We start from the raw sequence: 17795 nt of genomic DNA, 5'->3' as shown, positions 1-17795 counted from the left end.
CCCCCTAACCTCGCTGCTATGCAGAATAACGTCGTGGGTGCTGGGGGGCAAAGCGACGAATGGTCCGAACTCTCAGGCTGACACTCAGGAGGCCCCATTTATGCGCTACATGACGACCTACGACCTTATGGAAACCATGCGCAACACCAACCAATGGCTGGGTGCGACGGCCAGCGCGATGGCATCTTATCCGATGTTTTCCATGGTGCCCAACCCCACGTTCAACTGGATGGCGGCCTGGGGGGAAGTGACCGAGCGGACCTTCCAGCGGATGGTTGTCAAACCTGACTGGGGCATCCGGACCTTCACCTGTGAAGACGGGAAAGATCATCTGGTCGAAGTCACAACCGTTCTTGAACGCCCCTTTGGCGATCTGGTCCATTTCCGCGTCAATGGCCGCGAAGAACAGCCACGCAAGGTCCTTTTGGTTGCGCCCATGTCCGGCCACTACGCGACCCTGCTGCGCTCGACCGTAAAAAGCCTGCTGGTCAATTGCGAAGTCTACATCACCGATTGGCATAACGCGCGCGATATTCCAGTGTCTGCGGGCAAGTTCGATGTCGAAGATTACACCCTCTATCTTGTCGATTTTATGAAAGAGCTGGGCCCTGACACCCACGTTGTTGCCGTATGCCAGCCTGCGCCCCTGACCCTTGCGGCCACAGCTTATTTGGCCGAGGTTGAACCTAAGGCGCAACCCAGCACATTGACCCTGATCGGTGGACCGGTGGATCCCGATGCGACACCAACTGATGTGACCGATTTCGGACGACGCGTCACAATGGGCCAGCTGGAAGAGACAATGATCCAGCGTGTTGGCTTCAAGTACAAAGGCGTCGGCCGCATGGTTTATCCGGGGCTGTTGCAGCTGGCCTCGTTCATGTCGATGAACGCCGAACGGCACTCCAAAGCGTTTTCGGATCAGATCCAACGCGTCATACGTGACGAAGCCTCGGATATGGACGCCCATAACCGCTTCTATGATGAATATCTGGCCGTCATGGACATGACCGCCGAGTTTTACCTGTCGACCGTCGAGCGTGTCTTTAAGAACCGCGAGATTGCGCGGAACGAGTTTGTCGTTGCCGGTCACAAGGTGGACATGTCCAAGATTACCAATGTGGCGGTGAAAACAGTCGAAGGGGCAAACGACGACATTTCAGCCCCCGGACAGTGCATTGCCGCGCTTGATCTGTGCACCGGCCTGCCCGACAGCAAAAAGGCAAGCCATGTGGAACCCGGCGCAGGCCACTATGGCATCTTCGCGGGCCGCAGTTGGCGTGACAACATCCGCCCGCTTGTGATTGATTTCATGAACGAAAACAGCCGCAACAAGCGCCGCAACGCTGCCAACACCAACAAAGTAGCCTGAAAAACATGAGCGAGCCTGCGTATAGCGGTCTCGCCTTTTCCTGTCAGTGCGGCAGCTTGCGGGGGAACATTTCAGCACGGGGTGTCCGGCAAGGGACGCATGTCGCGTGTTTCTGCCACGATTGCCGGGCCGCGCAGCTGTATTTCAAACGACCGGACCCAGCGCCCGGAGCCGTCGATATCCTGCAGATGGCACCGGATGAAATTGAGATCACCAAAGGCAAAAAATTTCTTGCGGCCATGAGGCTTAGCCCCAAGGGGATGCTGCGATGGTACGCCAGTTGCTGCAATGACCCGCTGGCAACAACTCCACCTGGCCCAAATCTTCCCTTTACCGGGTTTATTGTTCGCAGATTCACAGGTGACATTTCGGTTCTGGGACCCCTGACGACACGTGGGTTTGTCCCTCAGCCGAACGGCAAGCAAAAACATGAGAAAATAAGGTTTGCGGCCTTTGGGCTACTGCGCCGCGTCGCAGGTTCGCGCCTGTCAGGGCGGTGGAGGAACACACCGTTTTTCGACCGTGAATCCGGTGAGCCAGTTGTCACACCGCTGGTTATCACGAAAGAGGAACGCGCGACACTTTACCCCTAGTCGAAACGCTGCGGGGCGTTGAGCCAGTTCTGCAAAGCTTCGTTCACGGCTTCAGGTGCCTCGATGGGCAACAGATGCCCCGCGTTTTCAATAACATGCAGTTCAGCGCCCGGGATCAGATCGGCCATGAAGGAATGCCGCCGGACCGGCGTCAGAGTGTCGTGCGCACCGCACAGTACCAATGTGGGCACCTTGATCTTCCGTAAGGCTGCTTGCTGGTCGGAGCGGCGCTGTAAAGCGCGCATCTGACGTACAAAGGTCTCGACCCCCATCCCCTCAGCCATTGCCAGAAGATCGTTTAGGATGGGAATACGCTGCGGCCCCGGTGCCAGAGCGTCAGACCCCACAAGTTTACGCATCCCCTCTTCCAGCCGACCGCCTTGAGCTGCAATGATCAGATCTTCCCTGCTGGCCGCTATTTGCGGTGTATCTGCCTGCGCGTCAGTAGCCATCAAGCATAAGCGCGAAACGCGTTCCGGTGCCCGTCGGATCAACTCGAGTGCCACGACGCCCCCAAGATTCAGACCGGCCAGCGCGAAACGATGCGGCAGCTGGTCCAACAGACCCGAAGCGATTTCTTCAATCCGCTCGCCACCGGATACAGGCGCAACCGTCACTGCCCGCGTGCGGGACAACAGCTCGACCTGCGGGCGAAACAGTCGGGCATCACACATAAATCCAGGCAAGAACACCAGCGGCTCGATCACGCGGGGGCCTCCATCCTCTCGGTTATCCGAGCTCTTCTCTTTCCTGACAGGATGGAAGGTTTGCCGCGACCGGGCAAGGGAAACTTCACGGATAGGCAATTGCCCGAAACACAGGAAAATCACTATAGCGGCGTTGTCGCTCGGATCTGTTTTCAACCGGTTCCGCGCCAGGCTTCAACAGGCATCCGCGTGGCGCGATATAGCTGTCAATCCTGCGCAATGGTTTGGGCCGCCACACAAGATTGAACGCGCAGAGCTTCGGAAAGAACCAGATCTCGGAATAGTCAAGATGATCGTGCATCCACCACGCCAGATCGCGCCAGTCGCGCCCCTGCGCGTATTGATCCGCAAACCAGGGGATGACGATTGACGCACCGGCGATCCGCGCATCGCCTTCGCCTCGATCCCAGATATGGCATTCCAGCGGGTTGTCATTGCGGGCGCAGTTTAGTCGATTTTCATTGCCGAACTGGTTTAACGACGGCGACCTGTACCCTGATCGCACAGCGATCCGACCAAAGGTTTCCTCCAATGGGTCCAGCAGGGTTTCGCAAAATGCGCACCCTGTCTCAATCGCCAGATCCGGATTGTCTGGAATATTCTGTTTCTTGTGGAAATTGCCAATCTCGGAATAAAGGAAGTCACGCATGAAAAAGTGCCGGGACAGGCGGACGCGACCCAAAGTCTCCAGGCTCCACATACTCCCCGGTTTTCTCATTCCGTCTCCTCAACTCCGGTCGGGCGTCACTCGACGCCCAACTGTTTCAGCCACTCTAGAATACCCGCAACAGCGGCATCGGTCTGTCCCGGTGACATCAGCCGCCCTGCAATGACATGTGACGCGGGATCGTCCCCGGACCCCATCGTGACCAACTCGACCGTTGCGGGCGCGCCCCAGGCCTCGGCGACCTTATGTGTTCTGTTGGGGCGCACGACCTGATCATCGTCCGAAAACCAAAACAACGCCGGCACCGAAGCCTGCGAAAAATCCAGCGCATACACCGTATCCACCAGAACAGACATCGGCACGACTGCTTCCCATGGGTAAACTGCTGACCAGTATTTGTTTTTCTCAGGGTCCGGTCCTGACACGTCACGCTCTGGCCCCATCAGGATCGGCAACCAACGCCTCGCCCAAGGCAAGGAAGGCACCCACGCAGCGACGGTATTTACGCCGAAGTTTGGAGACACAAAAACCATACCGACGACATCCGCGCTGAGATCGGCATCCAACGCAGCAGCAGCGGCAAGCGTCCCTCCGGTCGAGGTTGAAATCACGATCACCTTGTCCCCAACCGCGCGCGCCGCGGCCAAGCCTTCGGCAGTGTCCTGCATCCAGCCCGAGGCTGTGCCTTCCGCCATCGCAGGTCCAACCCGGCCATGGCCCTGCAAGCGTGTGTAGACAAGATTTGCCCCCAGCGCTTCCGCCACCAGATCTGGAACGGGTCGGATTTCCTCGGAACTTGCTGAAAAGCCGTGGATGTACAGAACGGAATAGGGCGTGCGCTGTTCCTTGAATCCCTCCCGCCAGACCACACGCTTTTCGACACCTGGAACAATATCGTCGAACGCGGCTTCGGTGCTTTCAAAATAGACCTGCACCCCTTCGCCAAACTTACGGGAATCAAAGCTTGGATGCAGATCGACTTCCTCTCGTGGTCCGAACCAGTAGATCACGCCGCAGGCGACGATCAGCGCCAGAAAAATCCGCCCAAGCAGCCAACCAAAACGCCGCATCAGACCGCTCCCAACACGTCTAAAACCGCGTCTTCGATCATCCTCAGACAAGGCCCGTCCGAGAACCGGTGGTCTGCTTCCTTGACCAGCAACAGGCGCATATCTGGCCCGGTCGCGTGATCCAGCAACCGCACAGCAGTTTCCGTGGACACCGCCGTGTCGGCTGTTCCCTGTAAGAAACGCACTGGAAAGGGCAGATGAAGCGGGTCTCGCAGAACCAATCGCTGCCGCCCGTCCTCGATCATTTGCTTGGTGATGATATAGGGCTCCATGTAGTCAGAGGGCAGTTCTACATGACCAACGCTGTCCAGCGCAGCCTTTTGTTCATCGCTGAATGCCGCCCAATAACCATCTTCGGTAAAATCCGGCGCAGCAGCAATTGTAGCCATGCCCGCAATTCGATCTGGCATCGTCTTGGCCAGCAACAACGCCTGCCATCCTCCCATGGACGACCCCACAACGATCAAAGGCCCATCTGTCAGCGCTGTCACCGCCGCGACGGTGTCTTCATGCCAATCACCGATGCAGCCATCGGTAAATGCCCCCGAACTTTCACCGTGCCCGGAGTAATCGAACCGTAAAAACGCCTGCCCCCGCACCTGCGCCCAGGCCTCCAGATGCACGGACTTGGTGCCTTCCATATCCGACTTCAGCCCGCCCAGGAAAACGATAGTCGGTCCTGTCCCCGCGCTCTTGTGATAAGCCAGCCGCCGCCCCTGCGCCGTCTCGAGAAAACTTGTCGCTGCCATGAGACCCTCTATCCTTTTGCAGCATCATGCACGCCACGTGCCCAAGTGCAATTCCCGGATCCCTCTTCATCTGGCTCTCAATATCCCGGGGTGCGCGAGGGGCTGGCCCCTCGCTCCTGCCCTTGACACCAGCACCCCTACCTGCCAAATCAGCCGAACACACATAACCCGCAACCGGGCGTTCTCGGGCGACACGAGACCATCCAACCAAGCGGTGACGGGATACCTGCGACGCAACCGCGACACCAAGGTTGATGACGCCTACACGCTCAGGGCCGCGCGCATGAACCTCGGAAGTCGCACCGGTCGAAAGACCAGATGGGTGTTTCGCGTTGAGCGGACGAAAGATGCACCTGAAATCAGCGAAAGCGCCCGAATTTTCTATATGAAAATGTCTGCAGGGTCGAAAAGTGAAAAAGGTTAAGTATTCGATTTCATTGCATTTGCGCCGATGCACCCCAAAAAGCGCCAACTCGTCCGCGCAGGTATGTTTGCAAAAACTCAAAAACACGATTTCAGGTTTTTTCAAATATAGGTGGGCGTTGCACTAGGCGCATTTTGGCTCTTTTTGGCGCAAACCATCATTTCGAGGCCCGCTAACGAACCGTCATGAGCGCAGGAAGCGCGCCGCACAGGCCCGCAAGTCCGGTGTCGTCACCATTGAGGCGACGCCCCTCATATTCGAATTTCTGGATGGTAATCCCGACGCCGTGGAGGTCGCCACACGGGTGTTCGGTAGCCTCGGCAGGGACATCCATGCCTGTGCGGCCTGTGACATCCGCTGGCACAACGACCTGCAACCTGTTCTCCTAATCCGCATTCGAGAAGGCAAGCGCCGTGACCGGACATATGTCGGGGCAGACTACCACGAGTGTATCCAGCGAGATGGCGTAAAGTGCTACTGCGCCGCTGACATAATGAGAATACGCGCGACTTGGCCTGTGTTATCCTACCCGCGAAACCCGAAACCAACGGCGATCGAGATACACAATGAGATCGACCTAGTACCAGCATGCAGTGAGGCTTCGTCGATCGAAAGGTAGGCGTCGGGGTGGGCTTTGTCAGGTCAGGCAAAATCCCGAAAATACCCCCCCCCGACAAAAACACGGGAGCGAGTGGAGCTTGCGCCCCCACGGCCCGTCACTCCTTTCGAAAAAATTTTTGATTTTCTGAGAAATGCTGCGGCTGCCATCGGAACCCCGCCCACGCTTCTTTTTTCGATTTTTCCCGAATACAAAACCTCAGACAGCGGCAGGCTATTCGCTCATCCGTGTCCGTTTTAAAGCCAGATGCAAACGTTCGCTGAAAAGTCATGAGTGACCTCTTTGCGGACAGAGCAGACATCGAGCGACGAGCAAATTGCATAGGACATGACGCCTGTATACAGCTCCACCGCAAGGCGAATGACATTGGAGCTGTCTTGAGGTGCTTGATTGGAGTTTTTATTTCATAGAGTAAATGCTGCGAAAGCCCCTGCCCGCCTCAACTCTAGTTCTTCTGGAAAGACCCCACCTTACGTCATTTACAAATTAATATATTCATTTTATTGATTGTTAATGGATCGAAATGAGTTTTCACGACGCAGATTCTTGTATGGCGCCACGTGTATCGCTGCGCTTGGAGTTCAATCCAAGATCGGGTGGGCAGAGTTACAACTCGGTGCTTCGGCTCGGATTACAACCATGTCAGATGGGTACCTGTCATTGCCTTCGGAAATGGTCTTTGGCGCCATGCCAAAGGAAGAGCTCAGGCAGCTTTTGGGCAACTACAAGGTGGACGCGACCAAGTACGAGCCAGAGTGCAACGTGGCACTTTATCAAGATGATCAAAACTCCGTGCTGTTCGATGTGGGAGCTGGGCCAGATTTCATGCCCACTTCTGGTAAGCTTCTGGAGGCTCTTGAAACAACCGACCTGTCGCCCGAAGACATCTCGCACGTGATCTTCACCCATGCGCACCCGGATCACATTTGGGGCGTTTTGGATGATTTCGACGACCTTCTGTTCCCCAACGCCACGCATCACTTTGGCCGTAGTGAGTGGGATTATTGGTGGAACCCCTCAACGGTGGATACCATTGGAGAAGATCGCGCTGCGTTCGCAGTAGGCGCAAAACGGCGTATGGAAGCAATTGAGGATCAGGTCGCGTTCTTTGACGACGGGCAAGAGATCCTTCCCGGTATTGCCGCACGCGCGAGCTTTGGACACACTCCCGGTCACATGGCGTTTGAAATTCGCAGCGGCGGTGAATCCGTGATGATTGTCGGCGACGCGCTGGGAAATCCACACGTAGCTTTTGAACGCCCCGACTGGCACAGCGGCACGGATCAGGATCCGCAGGCGGCGGCAGCAACCCGGATTTCACTGCTGGATCAGATTTCACACGAGCAAATGAAAATAATTGGTTTCCACCTGCCGAATGGTGGAATCGGCTGGATCGAGAAGACTGGGTCTGCTTATAAGTTCATTGGAGAACAATAATGATGCGATCGCTGGCGATTTTCTTGGCCCTAACCACACCAGTTTGGGCAAGCGAGGATATTGCAGACCAATACCCGCAAAGTGTGCTGTATTCCGAACCGGTCGAGTACATCCCCGGAGTCTATTCCGCCATTGGCGCAACCGCCCCGCCGACCTACGAGAACTCTGGTCACAACAACAACCTCAGCTTCATAGTTACCGGAGATGGCGTGATCGTCATAAACGGCGGCGCGGCTTATGTGCTTGCCGAAGCGCTTCACCAGGAAATTCAGGCAATCACGGATCAGCCGGTTAAGTTTGTCTTCAACGAGAATGGTCAGGGGCACGCGATGCTTGGCAACGCCTACTGGTCAGAGCTGGGTATTCCGATCATCGCCCATTCGGATGCTGCGGCTGAATTCGAGGAATACGGCCCACAGATCCTTGAAGGAATGCAGCGGTACAACCAGGACAAGGCGGAAAGAACCTTCCTGGCAGGCCCAACCGAGACATTCGAGGATGAATACGTGGTTGAAATGGGTGATTTCCGGATTGAGGCCAAATATCTCGGGCCGGCCCATAGTCCCGGCGATATCTCGATTTGGCTGCCGAACCAAAGCCTTGTTATCGCGGGTGATATGGCGTTTCACGAGCGAATGCTGCCGATCTTTCAAGAGACCTATACGGCGGATTGGCTTGAAACATGGGACAACGAGTTCGAAGCTTTGGGAGCCAAATATGTCATCCCCGGACATGGTCATCCGACGAACATGGATCAGGTGCGCCGTTATACACGCGACTACCTAGTCTACCTGCGCGGCAAGATCCAAGAGCACATGGATGCCGGCGGCGATCTGGCAGAGGCTTACTATGTCGATCAGTCACCGTATGCCCATTTGGACACGTTTGAGGAACTGGCGACAAAAAATGCCGGGCGGGTATTTGAGCAGATGGAATTCGAATAACTCAGGACGTTTGAGGAACAGGAATTCGGCGCATTAACCTATGCGCGCTGATCGCTCCAACCCACATGAAGAAAACGGCAAGCCAAGCCGTCAATGACAGGGCGGACCCTCCTGAAAGCCCTGCACCCACGGCGCAACCTCCGGCCAGCATGGCTCCAAACCCTATGAGGACAGCTCCAACAAGGTAGCGCTCCATCGGAGCATCCGGACCAAAACGTTCGATCTTCCACTCCCCTGCAGTTAGGGCCGAGCCTGCGGCACCAATTGCTACGCCTGGAACAAGGCCGATACCGAAGGACAACACGACGTTTCGCTCGGCAACCAACGCCATCAGTGTATCCGTAGCCGGTCCGGTGAACGTGACTGACGAAACAGGCACGACTTCAAATGATGCTTGCGCGATGGCAAATGTCATTAACCAGCCAAGCGCCACCGCCACGCCAACTCCTGCGGCTGTTACGATCCTGATTGGCGCGACTCTCCGGTGGAATGCGAATGCAATTGCCGACACCAATCCCAATACTGCAACGGCTGTATAAACCACTGGCGAAAATCCAAGTATTTCTGAAAGATCTCTCGAGGCGCCCCCTGAGACAGTCCAGATCCCGGAAAGCAATTCGCGGGCGGGACTAAGAACGCCCGTGTAAGCAGCCTGAGCCACTAAGGTTAAAACCAATCCTGTAATCAGGGCGCGCAGATTACCGCAGGAGGCCAATACTAACAGGCGAGATGCACACCCACGCGCCAGAACCATACCAACGCCGAACATCGCTCCGCCAATTGTTGCGCCGCTGAGGCTGCCCGTCGACGCAATCGCGCGTGTCTCGGAAAGGTCTAACCACTCAAATGCGACAAACGCCTGCACTAAGGTGAGCGCTGCGGTGAAGGCGATCAGCCAGACAGCCAGGCGAGGACCAAGCTCGCCTTCGGCGACTTCGACGGCCGACGCTCTCAAACAAAAGTGAGACTTCTGGGCCGTCACGCCGAACAAGATACCGACAAGCGCACCGGCAAATGCCAAAGCGCCAGGGTCTCCCAACAAATCGATGAGCCTTTCCATCAATGGAGACTCTCACTTGGTTGCTTGCGCGTCCTTGTCTTCGGTCAAGTTGTCATTGTCATTGTCATTGAGCGGCCATTGGCCTGCGCGCCAAATGGCATTGCGTCCATAGCTCACCCAAGGCAGACACCAGTCGATCCACGTCGTCGGTGGAATGCACTGGGGAAGGTGTAATCCGTAGACGTTCCGTTCCCTTGGGGACGGTTGGATAGTTGATCGGCTGGATGTAAATTCCATAGTCACGCATCAGCACGTCAGAGATGAAGCGACACTTGACCGGATCGCCGACCATGACCGGAATTATGTGACTTGGGTTCGGTGTATGCGGAATGCCCAGATCGTCCAGCCTGTCTCGCACCTCGCGCACGCGCTGCTGGTGTAGATGTCGTTCCGAATTGCTTTGCTTCAGGTGCCGAACCGAAGCAGCAGCTCCTGCGGCCACGGCGGGAGGCAATGCAGTGGTAAAGATAAACCCGCTGGCGAAGGATCGCACAAAGTCGACAAGCTCTTTCGACGCTGCGATGTATCCACCAACTACGCCGAATGCTTTGCCCAATGTCCCCTCAATGACGGTTAGCCGATCCATCAGGCCCTCGCGTTCGGCAATGCCTCCGCCGTGTGGTCCATAAAGCCCTACGGCGTGAACCTCATCCAAATAGGTCATCGCACCATAGCGATCAGCCAGATCACAGATCTCGGCAATTGGTGCAATATCGCCATCCATGGAATAGACGCTCTCAAACGCAATGAGCTTCGGTGCATTGGCAGGCAGTTCAGCAAGGTGCCTTTCAAGGTCGGCTAAATCATTGTGTTTCCAGATACGCTTTTGGCAACGACTGTGGCGAATTCCTTCGATCATCGAGGCATGGTTTAACTCGTCAGATAAGACTGTGATGCCCGGAATGCGAGACGCCAATGTTCCCAAGGCAGCCCAGTTCGAGACGTAACCGGACGTAAACAGCAGCGCAGCGTCTTGGCCGTGCAAGTCAGCAAGCTCTTGCTCCAGCAAAACATGCTGGTGGGTCGTTCCAGAGATATTACGCGTTCCTCCCGCTCCGGCACCAACCTCATCGATCACCTTGTGCATTGCTGCAATAACATTGGGGTGCTGACCCATCCCCAGATAGTCATTTGAGCACCACACAGTGACTTTCTCGGGGCCATTTTCCGCGTAGCTACGCGCTGTCGGGAAAGCGCCACGCTGCCTTTCGAGATCCGCAAAGACCCGGTAGTTCCCTTCCTCCTGAAGCTGGTCGAGTTGACCACGAAAAAACTGCTGATAGTTCATTTCAATTCCCAACAGCTTCTTCTACGATCCCGGACAACAGGGTCTGAACCTTTTGCATTGGTCCATCAGGATAGCTTCGGTATCCAACCATCACGCCATCGTCGTCTTCGGCTACAAAAATCCCATAGGGGCAGAAGCCAATATTCATCGGGTCTGCTTCCATCACTTCACGCGAGATTTTTGCCGAGCAGAAGATGAAGATGTCTGCAGCTGCAAATAGCTGTTTGTCGCTGCCGACATCAGCGCCTGTTCGATTCAACATGTCGCCGACGTGGCTTACATAGTCGATGACCAGTCCCTGTCCCACAATCGCGGACTCGACGGCGAATGTTGCATCATCAAAACTGCCGTCGAAGGGGATAGTGATGATCTCTTCTGCAAATGCTGGGCCCGCCAGAACAGCGGAACACGCGGCTGCGGCAATAAAGTGTTTCATGGTTTTAGTCCTCCTCCTGAACCGCATTTTCTCAGATTGATCATCGGGGTCTTTGACACCGGTCAAAGCCCCCGAATGCCTCAACCGAACATGTCCGACGTGATACCGGCGTACCAACCCAGTGACTCTTCGTAAGTTGCTTTTCTCAAATCGGCATCTTCACCGGTTTGGCTGATAAAGCCGTCGACTTTCGCGATCTTTTCTGGCGTCGCCTCATAGGTTGCCCCAACCTTAACGCCATCATCGGTATCGATCAGCGACCAGCATGTGTTCGAGAACTTGGCCGGGAATACTTTTGACCCGGTCAACGCACCTCTTACTGCGTTCGCACATACTTTCGCCTGGCTGTTTGCCGAAAATCCGGATTTCGGCATGTCACCCTGCTGGCTGGCATCACCAAGAACGTAGATATCCGGATCGGCTTTGGAGGACATGTCCGCAGCGTTTACTGGTGCCCAGTTGCCATCGGTCACTCCCGCCATTTCCGCAATGCGACCGGCTTTCATCGCTGGGATCACATTGCAGACATCGACCTTCGTCTCTTCGCCGTCGATAGTCACCGTCATTGCATCCGGATTCACGGATACATTGCCACCGCCGAAATCTTCGCCGATCCAGTCGACCATTCCTTCGTAGTTGTTTCCCCAGCCTTCTTGGAACAAAGCCATTTTCGAGAATTTCGGCTTCGGATCGGCTACAATGATCTTTGCTGTTGGGTTGTTTGCCTTCAGCACGTGCGCCACCATCGAAACCCGTTCATACGGCCCGGGCGGGCAACGGTACGGGTTCGGGGGAGCGACCATCGCGAAGGTACCGCCTTCGGGCATCGCCATGATCTGCGCTTTCAAAAGCTCTGTCTGAGAACCAGCTTTGTAAGCATGCGGCATCTTATTTTGGGCCGAGAGGTCCCAGCCATCGACCGCACCATCAACAAAGTCGATACCCGGGCTAAGGATTAGCTTGTCATAAGGAACTGACCCGCCACCTGCCAAGGACACCGTCTTTGCGTCGCTGTCGACCCCAGTGGCCCAATCATGCACGACGTTGATACCGTAGTTCGCGGCAAGCGTGCCATAGCTGTGGGCGATGTCCGATAGCTCCTGAAAACCTCCCAGATAGAGGTTTGAGAAGAAACAGGTGTAGTAGGTCCGAGACGGCTCGATCAGCGTCACGTCAACCTCACCTTTGCTATCCTTGGCGATGTACCGCGCGGCAGTCGCACCACCTGCACCGCCGCCAACAACCACCACACGGGGCTTGCCTTGTGCCAGCACCATCGGCGCAGATAGCCCGGCGGCCACTACCCCAGCGGCTCCAAGAAATACTCGTCTATTGAGTGTCATTGCGTTTCCTCCCCTTAGACATGGTCACTCTGGATTCTTGAAATAGGCGGCCAATGCCGCGATCTCGTCATTGCTCAGCCGTCCGGCTATCATTTGCATGACCGGATGTGGCCGCTGTTTGTCTTTGTAAGCGTGCATGGCGACTACGAAGTCTTCGTCAGGCCAATACACAATCGACGGAATGCCCTCATCGCCACCTTCGATCTGGTGACACGTTGTGCATTCGCTGCTGAGATATGCGCCGTACTCAGGATCTCCTTGAATCGCGAGAATCGCGGGGTCTATGGAATGATCCGTTCCTTTCGCCGTCGGGTCCGCTTCCGGGATGTCCTGAGGATTGTCGGAAAACGCCCGCAAATAGGCGATCACATTGGCGCGGTCTTCCGAGTCTTTCAGACCACGAAAGCTCATCCTGGTGCCGGACGCAAATGCACGTGGGTTTTCGATGTAGGCGGACAGAGTGTCAGCGTGCCATTCCAGACCCGAGTTGCCCGCGCGCTCTAGGCTTTTTGAGTAGTTAAAAGCATCCAGACCCGCAGCCTTGCGCCCAAAGACACCATTCAAATGCGGCCCGATTTTGTTTTCGGCTCTTTCGCCCACCTGATGGCAGCCTTTGCATTTGGCGAACACTTCTTTCCCGGCTTCGGCGTCGCCTAGGCTTTCGGTGGCGTGGGTCGATGGGGCAACAGCAACCATAACCGCCGCGCAGGTCAAAATGTTCAACCACCGCATGATCAGCTTCTGAACGACTTGAGGTAAACGATCACGGCTTCAATATCGTCTGGTTTCTTGAGCCCAGCAAAGGACATGCGTGTGCCCTTCATGTAGTCCTTGGGTTTTGCCAGGAAGGCCGCCATTTCTTCTTCGGTCCAAACAAGACCAGCCTCGGCAGCTGTTTTCATAGCTTTGGAGTATTTGAACCCTTCAACCGACCCTGCGTTGGCCCCGATAACTCCGTTCAGCGCAGGACCCGTGCTGTCCTTAGCACCGTCACCAATCTGATGGCAGGATTTGCACTTCTTGAAGACCTTTTCACCGGCTGCGAACAGGTCCGTAGTCTGATCAGCCTCGTCGATTTCCTGAACAGCCGGTGTTGCGGCGGCTTCTTCTTCAGGCTTTGGCGCTGCGGTCGGAATGAAAGAAGGCCCTTCTGCCGTAAACGTCGGCAACCCGTCCGCGCTGGCTTCATTCATGACCGAATTCGAACCGCCTTCTGGTGGCGTCTCAACCAGAAAGACAGAACGCATAGTAACTGCGGCCTCTGTTTTGCAGTTCTCAATGCAAGGCTCCTCTCGCCATTCCGCGTATTCCGTCTCGGGTCGAATATCGACGACAAAACCGTCCATATTGTACATCTCGAAATCGGCGAAGTTTTCGTTGCTGAGAACGAAGTCGTCATCCACCAGATCATTGGAATAAAGGATGTAGGCGACGATTGCGTAGGTCTCATCCGCCGTAAGCGTGCCCGCTTCACCAAACGGCATTGAGCGGGAAATGTAATCCCAGGCGGTCGACAAATGCGGCCAATAAGACCCTACGGTTTTCACAGGATCTTCGTCGGCTAGCGTGTCGAAACCGCCGGCCAGAACAGGCCAATTGTCGGCGCCTTCGGCAAACTCTCCGTGACAGGACGCACACCGGTCGACAAACACTTCTTCTCCGGTCCAGACGTCGCCTGATCCAACCGGCAAACCGCGCCCATCGGGCAAGACATCGACGTCCCAGGCAGCAATCTCTTGCTCCAGCGCGGGGCGCCCAAGCCCGTATGTGCCCTCATTGTTGGGCGCAGGCGCGGTCAGGTTCATCCCGTTTGCGACACGCTCGGCCGCTGCGGTCTGGATTTCTTCGACCTTGGCTGCCAGTTCGGCTGCCCGGTTGGCCTCTGCTTGCGCGTTTTCCTGGGCTGTAGCTGCATGCGCCTCAACCTGACTGATCCGGGTTTCCAAGGTTTCTATCTGCGATTGGCCGTAGTTCCGGTTCGCAATGGCCACTGCCGCCGCAAGCACCAACGCCGTGCCGCCGAATACAGGCAGGAAAACATGACTAAGAGACTTCGACATTCTCGGCGATCCCTTCTGCGCTCACGTACCAAGTCTGGATACAGTTGTTGTGGTAGACCGAGTTCTCTCCGCGCTTTTCGCGTAGCTGGTCTTTGGTCGGCTGCACATAGCCGGTCTCATCTATCGCCCGGGCCTGCAAAAGCATTGGTGCTCCGTCCCAGTTCGTATCGAGATAGAAACGCGTCAAAGCCTTGCTGTCGCCCTGCTTGCCAAGACGCGCCGTCTCCCAGGTGATCCCACCGTCCTTGGACACATCGACCCGCGTAATTTGCCCATGGCCTGACCAGGCAAGCCCGGAAATGACCAAGGGTCCCGGTCCGTGTTTGATCGGCATTTGCGGGCTGGGTGAGGTGATGACGGATTTTGCATCCATCACCCACGTCCATTTCTGGGCTGTGCCATCGGCGTAGACATCAGTGTATTTTGATGTTTCTTCTCGGCTTTCGACCGCCACATCGACAACTTCGATGCGGCGTAGCCACTTGACCCACATGTTGCCTTCCCACCCGGGAACAACCAGTCGCACAGGGTATCCATGTTCCATGCGCAGTGCTTCACCATTTGCCTTGAAAGCCACCAACACGTCATCCAGTGCTTTTTCCATCGGGATGGAGCGGCCATTGGATGACGCGTCTGCGCCCTCAACATAGACCCATTTGTCGGGTGAGATATCGGCGCCTGCTTCCTGCAACAGCGTACGCAGCGGAACACCGGTGTATTCCATGTTGTGAATCATGCCATGGGTGAATTGGACGCCGTTGAGTTGCGCACCCGCCCACTCCATACCGGTATTTGCCGCACATTCGCAGAAATACACATGGTTTTCGCGAGGGAACCGCTCGATGTCATCGTAGGTAAAGACCAGCGGGCGATCGACCAGCCCGTTGATCATCAGGCGATAATCCTCCTTGCGTAGCTCGATCGCGCCTGAGTGATGGCGCTCAAAAGCGCATCCTTGCGGAGTGATCGTGCCATCAAGCGCGTGGATCGGTGTGAAGTTGATCGACGAAATCGGAGAGGCGGTCAGCCATTCCACGTTGCGCCGAACGACATGAGATTCGAAGCTGATCGGCATTCCATAAGGTGACTCATCGACACCGGCACCCGTGTAAGACGCCCAATCCTGAAGCTCTGTTATAAGTGGATCGGGCGTGTCTGCCGCTGCCGCACCCGCAACTGACCCTGCGGCGACCGCAGCACTGCCTTTCAGGAAGGCCCGGCGGGACGGTTTGAACGCGTCATCCATATCTCTTAGGTCTCCATCTGTTTCTTAAGCGCCGACAACATCGACACTGGTGTTCTCTTGCACCGTGACGGTGCCAAGGTTGCGAATGTGGTTTTCGACGACATCCCAGATCGGTGGACCTTCAGTGCCTTCGTTGACACTGGCCCAACCAGCCACGACGTAGGTTTTCGATGGATCAATCGCTTCACCCGTTTTGAGCAGGGTCATTTCGCTGATCCGCTGCCCTTGTGGTTTGGTCACATCGATGCGGTAGCCAAGACCACCGACGCGGACCATATCGCCGCCCTGCTGGTAGTAAGGGTCGGGGTTGAACAGGTTGTCACCGACATCCTCGAGGATCACATGGATGAATTCGCCTGTCATTTCTGTGCGATAGGCATTGGGATACGACATCGATGTGACGTTCCAGATGTCCTCGCGCGTGATATCTTGTCCCGGCAGGATTGAGGGTCCCCAACGGACGCCAGGCGACATCGCGATGTCTGCCTCACGCTCATTGATCAGGGCATCGCAAATCAGGTCATCCCAGGTGCCGTTAAAGTTGCCGCGGCGGTAGAGCAACGAATCCGTTTTGCCAATCACCTCACTCAGCGCAGCTTCAAACGGCGCGCGCTGATCATCTATCAGAGCGGTGATCTTAGGATCAGGAGCGATGACGTCAGAGAAGATAGGGATCAGCTTGTGCTTCAACCCAATCATCTGCCCGTCCCTCACGTCGAGATCGACGCGGCTGACGAATTTTCCGTTCGAACCAGACGCGATGATATGCGTTTTTCCGACCAGAACCGGCTCCGGCAGCGCGTCATGAGTGTGGCCGCTAAGGATCACGTCGATCCCTTGCACCCGACCTGCCATCTTCTTGTCCACGTCAAAGCCGTTGTGGCTGAGGACGACAACGACATCAGCGCCAGCATCGCGAACCTCGTCGACCATGGCCTGCATGTTTTCATCCCGGATACCGAACGAGTATTCTGGGAACATCCAGCCTGGGTTCGCGATTGGCATGTAAGGAAACGCTTGCCCGATAACAGCAACCTTTGCTCCGCCCCGATCAAAAAACTTGTAGGGTTGGAACAATTCTGCAGGTTCGTCCCACTCGGCATCAAAGATGTTTTGACCTAAGGCCGCAAAGGGCAAACCTTCGACGATTTCGTTAACCCTGTCGCTGCCCAACGTGAACTCCCAATGGAAGGTCATAGCATCGGGATTCAGAGCGTTCATGACATTGACCATGTCCTGACCGGCCGTCTGATAGCAGGTGTAGGAACCGTGCCAAGTATCGCCCCCGTCCAGTAGCAGGGCATCAGGGCGGTCAGCACGAATGGCGTTAATGACAGTTGAGACTCGGTCCAATCCGCCAACCCGACCATAGGTCTTGGCCAGCGAAGAGAAATCATTGTAGGTCAGCGCATAGGCCGACGGGCTTCCATCTTCGATCCCGTAGGCCTTGCGGAACGCCGCCCCTGTGACATGCGGCATCTGCCCTCGTGCATCGCCAATACCAAGGTTTATCTCGGGTTCGCGGAAATAGATCGGTTTGAGTTGCGCGTGAATATCGGTGACATGGATCAGGCTGATATTGCCGAAGGTTTCGAACTCCAGCAATTGATCCTGCGTTAGGCTTTGCTGCGCGGCAAGTCTGGCCCAGTTACCGAACCCGGACGCCCCGTACAAAGCCGATGCAGCCATTGAAACTTGCAAGAAGTCACGTCGAGAAATCATCTATCAGCTCTCTTATAACACATATAAATGTGTGAATGTTATCTTTCTGGAAAAACCC

General features: G+C 55.9%; 17 protein-coding genes. 4 read left to right on the top strand and 13 right to left on the bottom strand.

Features of this window, described 5'->3' with window-relative positions; genetic code table 11:
• Positions 1-100 precede the first annotated feature (100 nt).
• Complete coding sequence (phaZ, locus tag AC2FJZ_RS06610) at positions 101-1372, top strand: polyhydroxyalkanoate depolymerase (RefSeq protein WP_496669242.1); 1272 nt, start codon at positions 101-103, stop codon at positions 1370-1372.
• Positions 1373-1377: 5 nt separating this feature from the next.
• Positions 1378-1965 (top strand): DUF6151 family protein, encoded by a 588-nt coding sequence (locus AC2FJZ_RS06605; RefSeq protein ID WP_496776636.1) that lies wholly within the window; start codon positions 1378-1380, stop codon positions 1963-1965.
• Here the strand turns inward: AC2FJZ_RS06605 and AC2FJZ_RS06600 are convergent.
• The 5 genes from AC2FJZ_RS06600 to AC2FJZ_RS06580 form a co-directional block, all read right to left on the bottom strand.
• Positions 1962-2672, bottom strand: coding sequence for an alpha/beta fold hydrolase (locus tag AC2FJZ_RS06600; RefSeq protein WP_496776635.1), 711 nt, complete (start codon positions 2670-2672; stop codon positions 1962-1964). The two genes, AC2FJZ_RS06605 and AC2FJZ_RS06600, sit on opposite strands and share 4 nt — an antisense overlap.
• 85 nt (positions 2673-2757) lie before the next feature.
• Positions 2758-3372, bottom strand: coding sequence for a hypothetical protein (locus tag AC2FJZ_RS06595; RefSeq protein ID WP_496669310.1), 615 nt, complete (start codon positions 3370-3372; stop codon positions 2758-2760).
• A 44-nt stretch (positions 3373-3416) separates the two neighbouring features.
• Positions 3417-4409, bottom strand: coding sequence for an alpha/beta hydrolase (locus AC2FJZ_RS06590; RefSeq protein ID WP_496776634.1), 993 nt, complete (start codon positions 4407-4409; stop codon positions 3417-3419).
• On the bottom strand, positions 4409-5158 hold the full coding sequence (locus AC2FJZ_RS06585) for an alpha/beta fold hydrolase (protein WP_496776632.1): 750 nt from the start codon (positions 5156-5158) through the stop codon (positions 4409-4411). Before AC2FJZ_RS06585 ends, AC2FJZ_RS06590 begins: the two co-directional genes overlap by 1 nt.
• 596 nt (positions 5159-5754) lie before the next feature.
• Positions 5755-5958, bottom strand: a complete 204-nt coding sequence (locus AC2FJZ_RS06580; protein ID WP_496669251.1) for a hypothetical protein — start codon at positions 5956-5958, stop codon at positions 5755-5757.
• 882 nt (positions 5959-6840) lie between these two features.
• On the opposite strand from AC2FJZ_RS06580, the gene AC2FJZ_RS06575 reads away from it, so the two are divergent.
• Complete coding sequence (locus AC2FJZ_RS06575) at positions 6841-7638, top strand: MBL fold metallo-hydrolase (RefSeq protein ID WP_496776631.1); 798 nt, start codon at positions 6841-6843, stop codon at positions 7636-7638.
• Between the two features lie 2 nt (positions 7639-7640).
• Entirely contained in the window at positions 7641-8582 is a 942-nt protein-coding gene (locus AC2FJZ_RS06570) for an MBL fold metallo-hydrolase (RefSeq protein WP_496776854.1), read from the top strand.
• Between the two features lies 1 nt (position 8583).
• Here AC2FJZ_RS06570 and AC2FJZ_RS06565 read toward each other — a convergent pair whose 3' ends face one another.
• The 8 genes from AC2FJZ_RS06565 to soxB all read right to left on the bottom strand — a co-directional run bounded on the left by AC2FJZ_RS06565 (position 8584) and on the right by soxB (position 17737).
• Entirely contained in the window at positions 8584-9642 is a 1059-nt protein-coding gene (locus tag AC2FJZ_RS06565) for a YeeE/YedE family protein (RefSeq protein WP_496776629.1), read from the bottom strand.
• Between the two features lie 64 nt (positions 9643-9706).
• On the bottom strand, positions 9707-10930 hold the full coding sequence (gene hemA, locus AC2FJZ_RS06560) for a 5-aminolevulinate synthase (protein ID WP_496776628.1): 1224 nt from the start codon (positions 10928-10930) through the stop codon (positions 9707-9709).
• Position 10931: 1 nt separating this feature from the next.
• Positions 10932-11366, bottom strand: coding sequence for a DUF302 domain-containing protein (locus tag AC2FJZ_RS06555; RefSeq protein ID WP_496776627.1), 435 nt, complete (start codon positions 11364-11366; stop codon positions 10932-10934).
• Between the two features lie 80 nt (positions 11367-11446).
• A complete protein-coding gene (locus tag AC2FJZ_RS06550) occupies positions 11447-12709 on the bottom strand; it encodes an FCSD flavin-binding domain-containing protein (RefSeq protein WP_496776626.1) in 1263 nt (420 codons plus the stop codon).
• A 24-nt stretch (positions 12710-12733) separates the two neighbouring features.
• On the bottom strand, positions 12734-13405 hold the full coding sequence (locus AC2FJZ_RS06545) for a c-type cytochrome (protein ID WP_496776852.1): 672 nt from the start codon (positions 13403-13405) through the stop codon (positions 12734-12736).
• A 38-nt stretch (positions 13406-13443) separates the two neighbouring features.
• Positions 13444-14769 (bottom strand): c-type cytochrome, encoded by a 1326-nt coding sequence (locus AC2FJZ_RS06540; protein WP_496776625.1) that lies wholly within the window; start codon positions 14767-14769, stop codon positions 13444-13446.
• Positions 14753-16015, bottom strand: coding sequence for a sulfite dehydrogenase (gene soxC, locus AC2FJZ_RS06535; RefSeq protein ID WP_496669260.1), 1263 nt, complete (start codon positions 16013-16015; stop codon positions 14753-14755). Before soxC ends, AC2FJZ_RS06540 begins: the two co-directional genes overlap by 17 nt.
• A gap of 24 nt (positions 16016-16039) precedes the next feature.
• On the bottom strand, positions 16040-17737 hold the full coding sequence (soxB, locus tag AC2FJZ_RS06530) for a thiosulfohydrolase SoxB (RefSeq protein WP_496776623.1): 1698 nt from the start codon (positions 17735-17737) through the stop codon (positions 16040-16042).
• Positions 17738-17795 lie beyond the last annotated feature (58 nt).

It is taken from the genome of Ruegeria sp. CDSA079 (assembly GCF_059612245.1).
This window is presented reverse-complemented; position numbering and strand designations above follow the sequence as displayed.

Coding starts and splice junctions, on each gene's coding strand:
- phaZ (WP_496669242.1), top strand. CDS start 101: ATGCGCTACATGACGACCTACGACCTTATGGAAACCATGCGCAACACC.
- AC2FJZ_RS06605 (WP_496776636.1), top strand. CDS start 1,378: ATGAGCGAGCCTGCGTATAGCGGTCTCGCCTTTTCCTGTCAGTGCGGC.
- AC2FJZ_RS06595 (WP_496669310.1), bottom strand. CDS start 3,372: ATGTGGAGCCTGGAGACTTTGGGTCGCGTCCGCCTGTCCCGGCACTTT.
- AC2FJZ_RS06590 (WP_496776634.1), bottom strand. CDS start 4,409: ATGCGGCGTTTTGGTTGGCTGCTTGGGCGGATTTTTCTGGCGCTGATC.
- AC2FJZ_RS06585 (WP_496776632.1), bottom strand. CDS start 5,158: ATGGCAGCGACAAGTTTTCTCGAGACGGCGCAGGGGCGGCGGCTGGCT.
- AC2FJZ_RS06575 (WP_496776631.1), top strand. CDS start 6,841: ATGTCAGATGGGTACCTGTCATTGCCTTCGGAAATGGTCTTTGGCGCC.
- AC2FJZ_RS06570 (WP_496776854.1), top strand. CDS start 7,641: ATGCGATCGCTGGCGATTTTCTTGGCCCTAACCACACCAGTTTGGGCA.
- AC2FJZ_RS06565 (WP_496776629.1), bottom strand. CDS start 9,642: ATGGAAAGGCTCATCGATTTGTTGGGAGACCCTGGCGCTTTGGCATTT.
- hemA (WP_496776628.1), bottom strand. CDS start 10,930: ATGAACTATCAGCAGTTTTTTCGTGGTCAACTCGACCAGCTTCAGGAG.
- AC2FJZ_RS06555 (WP_496776627.1), bottom strand. CDS start 11,366: ATGAAACACTTTATTGCCGCAGCCGCGTGTTCCGCTGTTCTGGCGGGC.
- AC2FJZ_RS06550 (WP_496776626.1), bottom strand. CDS start 12,709: ATGACACTCAATAGACGAGTATTTCTTGGAGCCGCTGGGGTAGTGGCC.
- AC2FJZ_RS06545 (WP_496776852.1), bottom strand. CDS start 13,405: ATGGTTGCTGTTGCCCCATCGACCCACGCCACCGAAAGCCTAGGCGAC.
- AC2FJZ_RS06540 (WP_496776625.1), bottom strand. CDS start 14,769: ATGTCGAAGTCTCTTAGTCATGTTTTCCTGCCTGTATTCGGCGGCACG.
- soxC (WP_496669260.1), bottom strand. CDS start 16,015: ATGGATGACGCGTTCAAACCGTCCCGCCGGGCCTTCCTGAAAGGCAGT.
- soxB (WP_496776623.1), bottom strand. CDS start 17,737: ATGATTTCTCGACGTGACTTCTTGCAAGTTTCAATGGCTGCATCGGCT.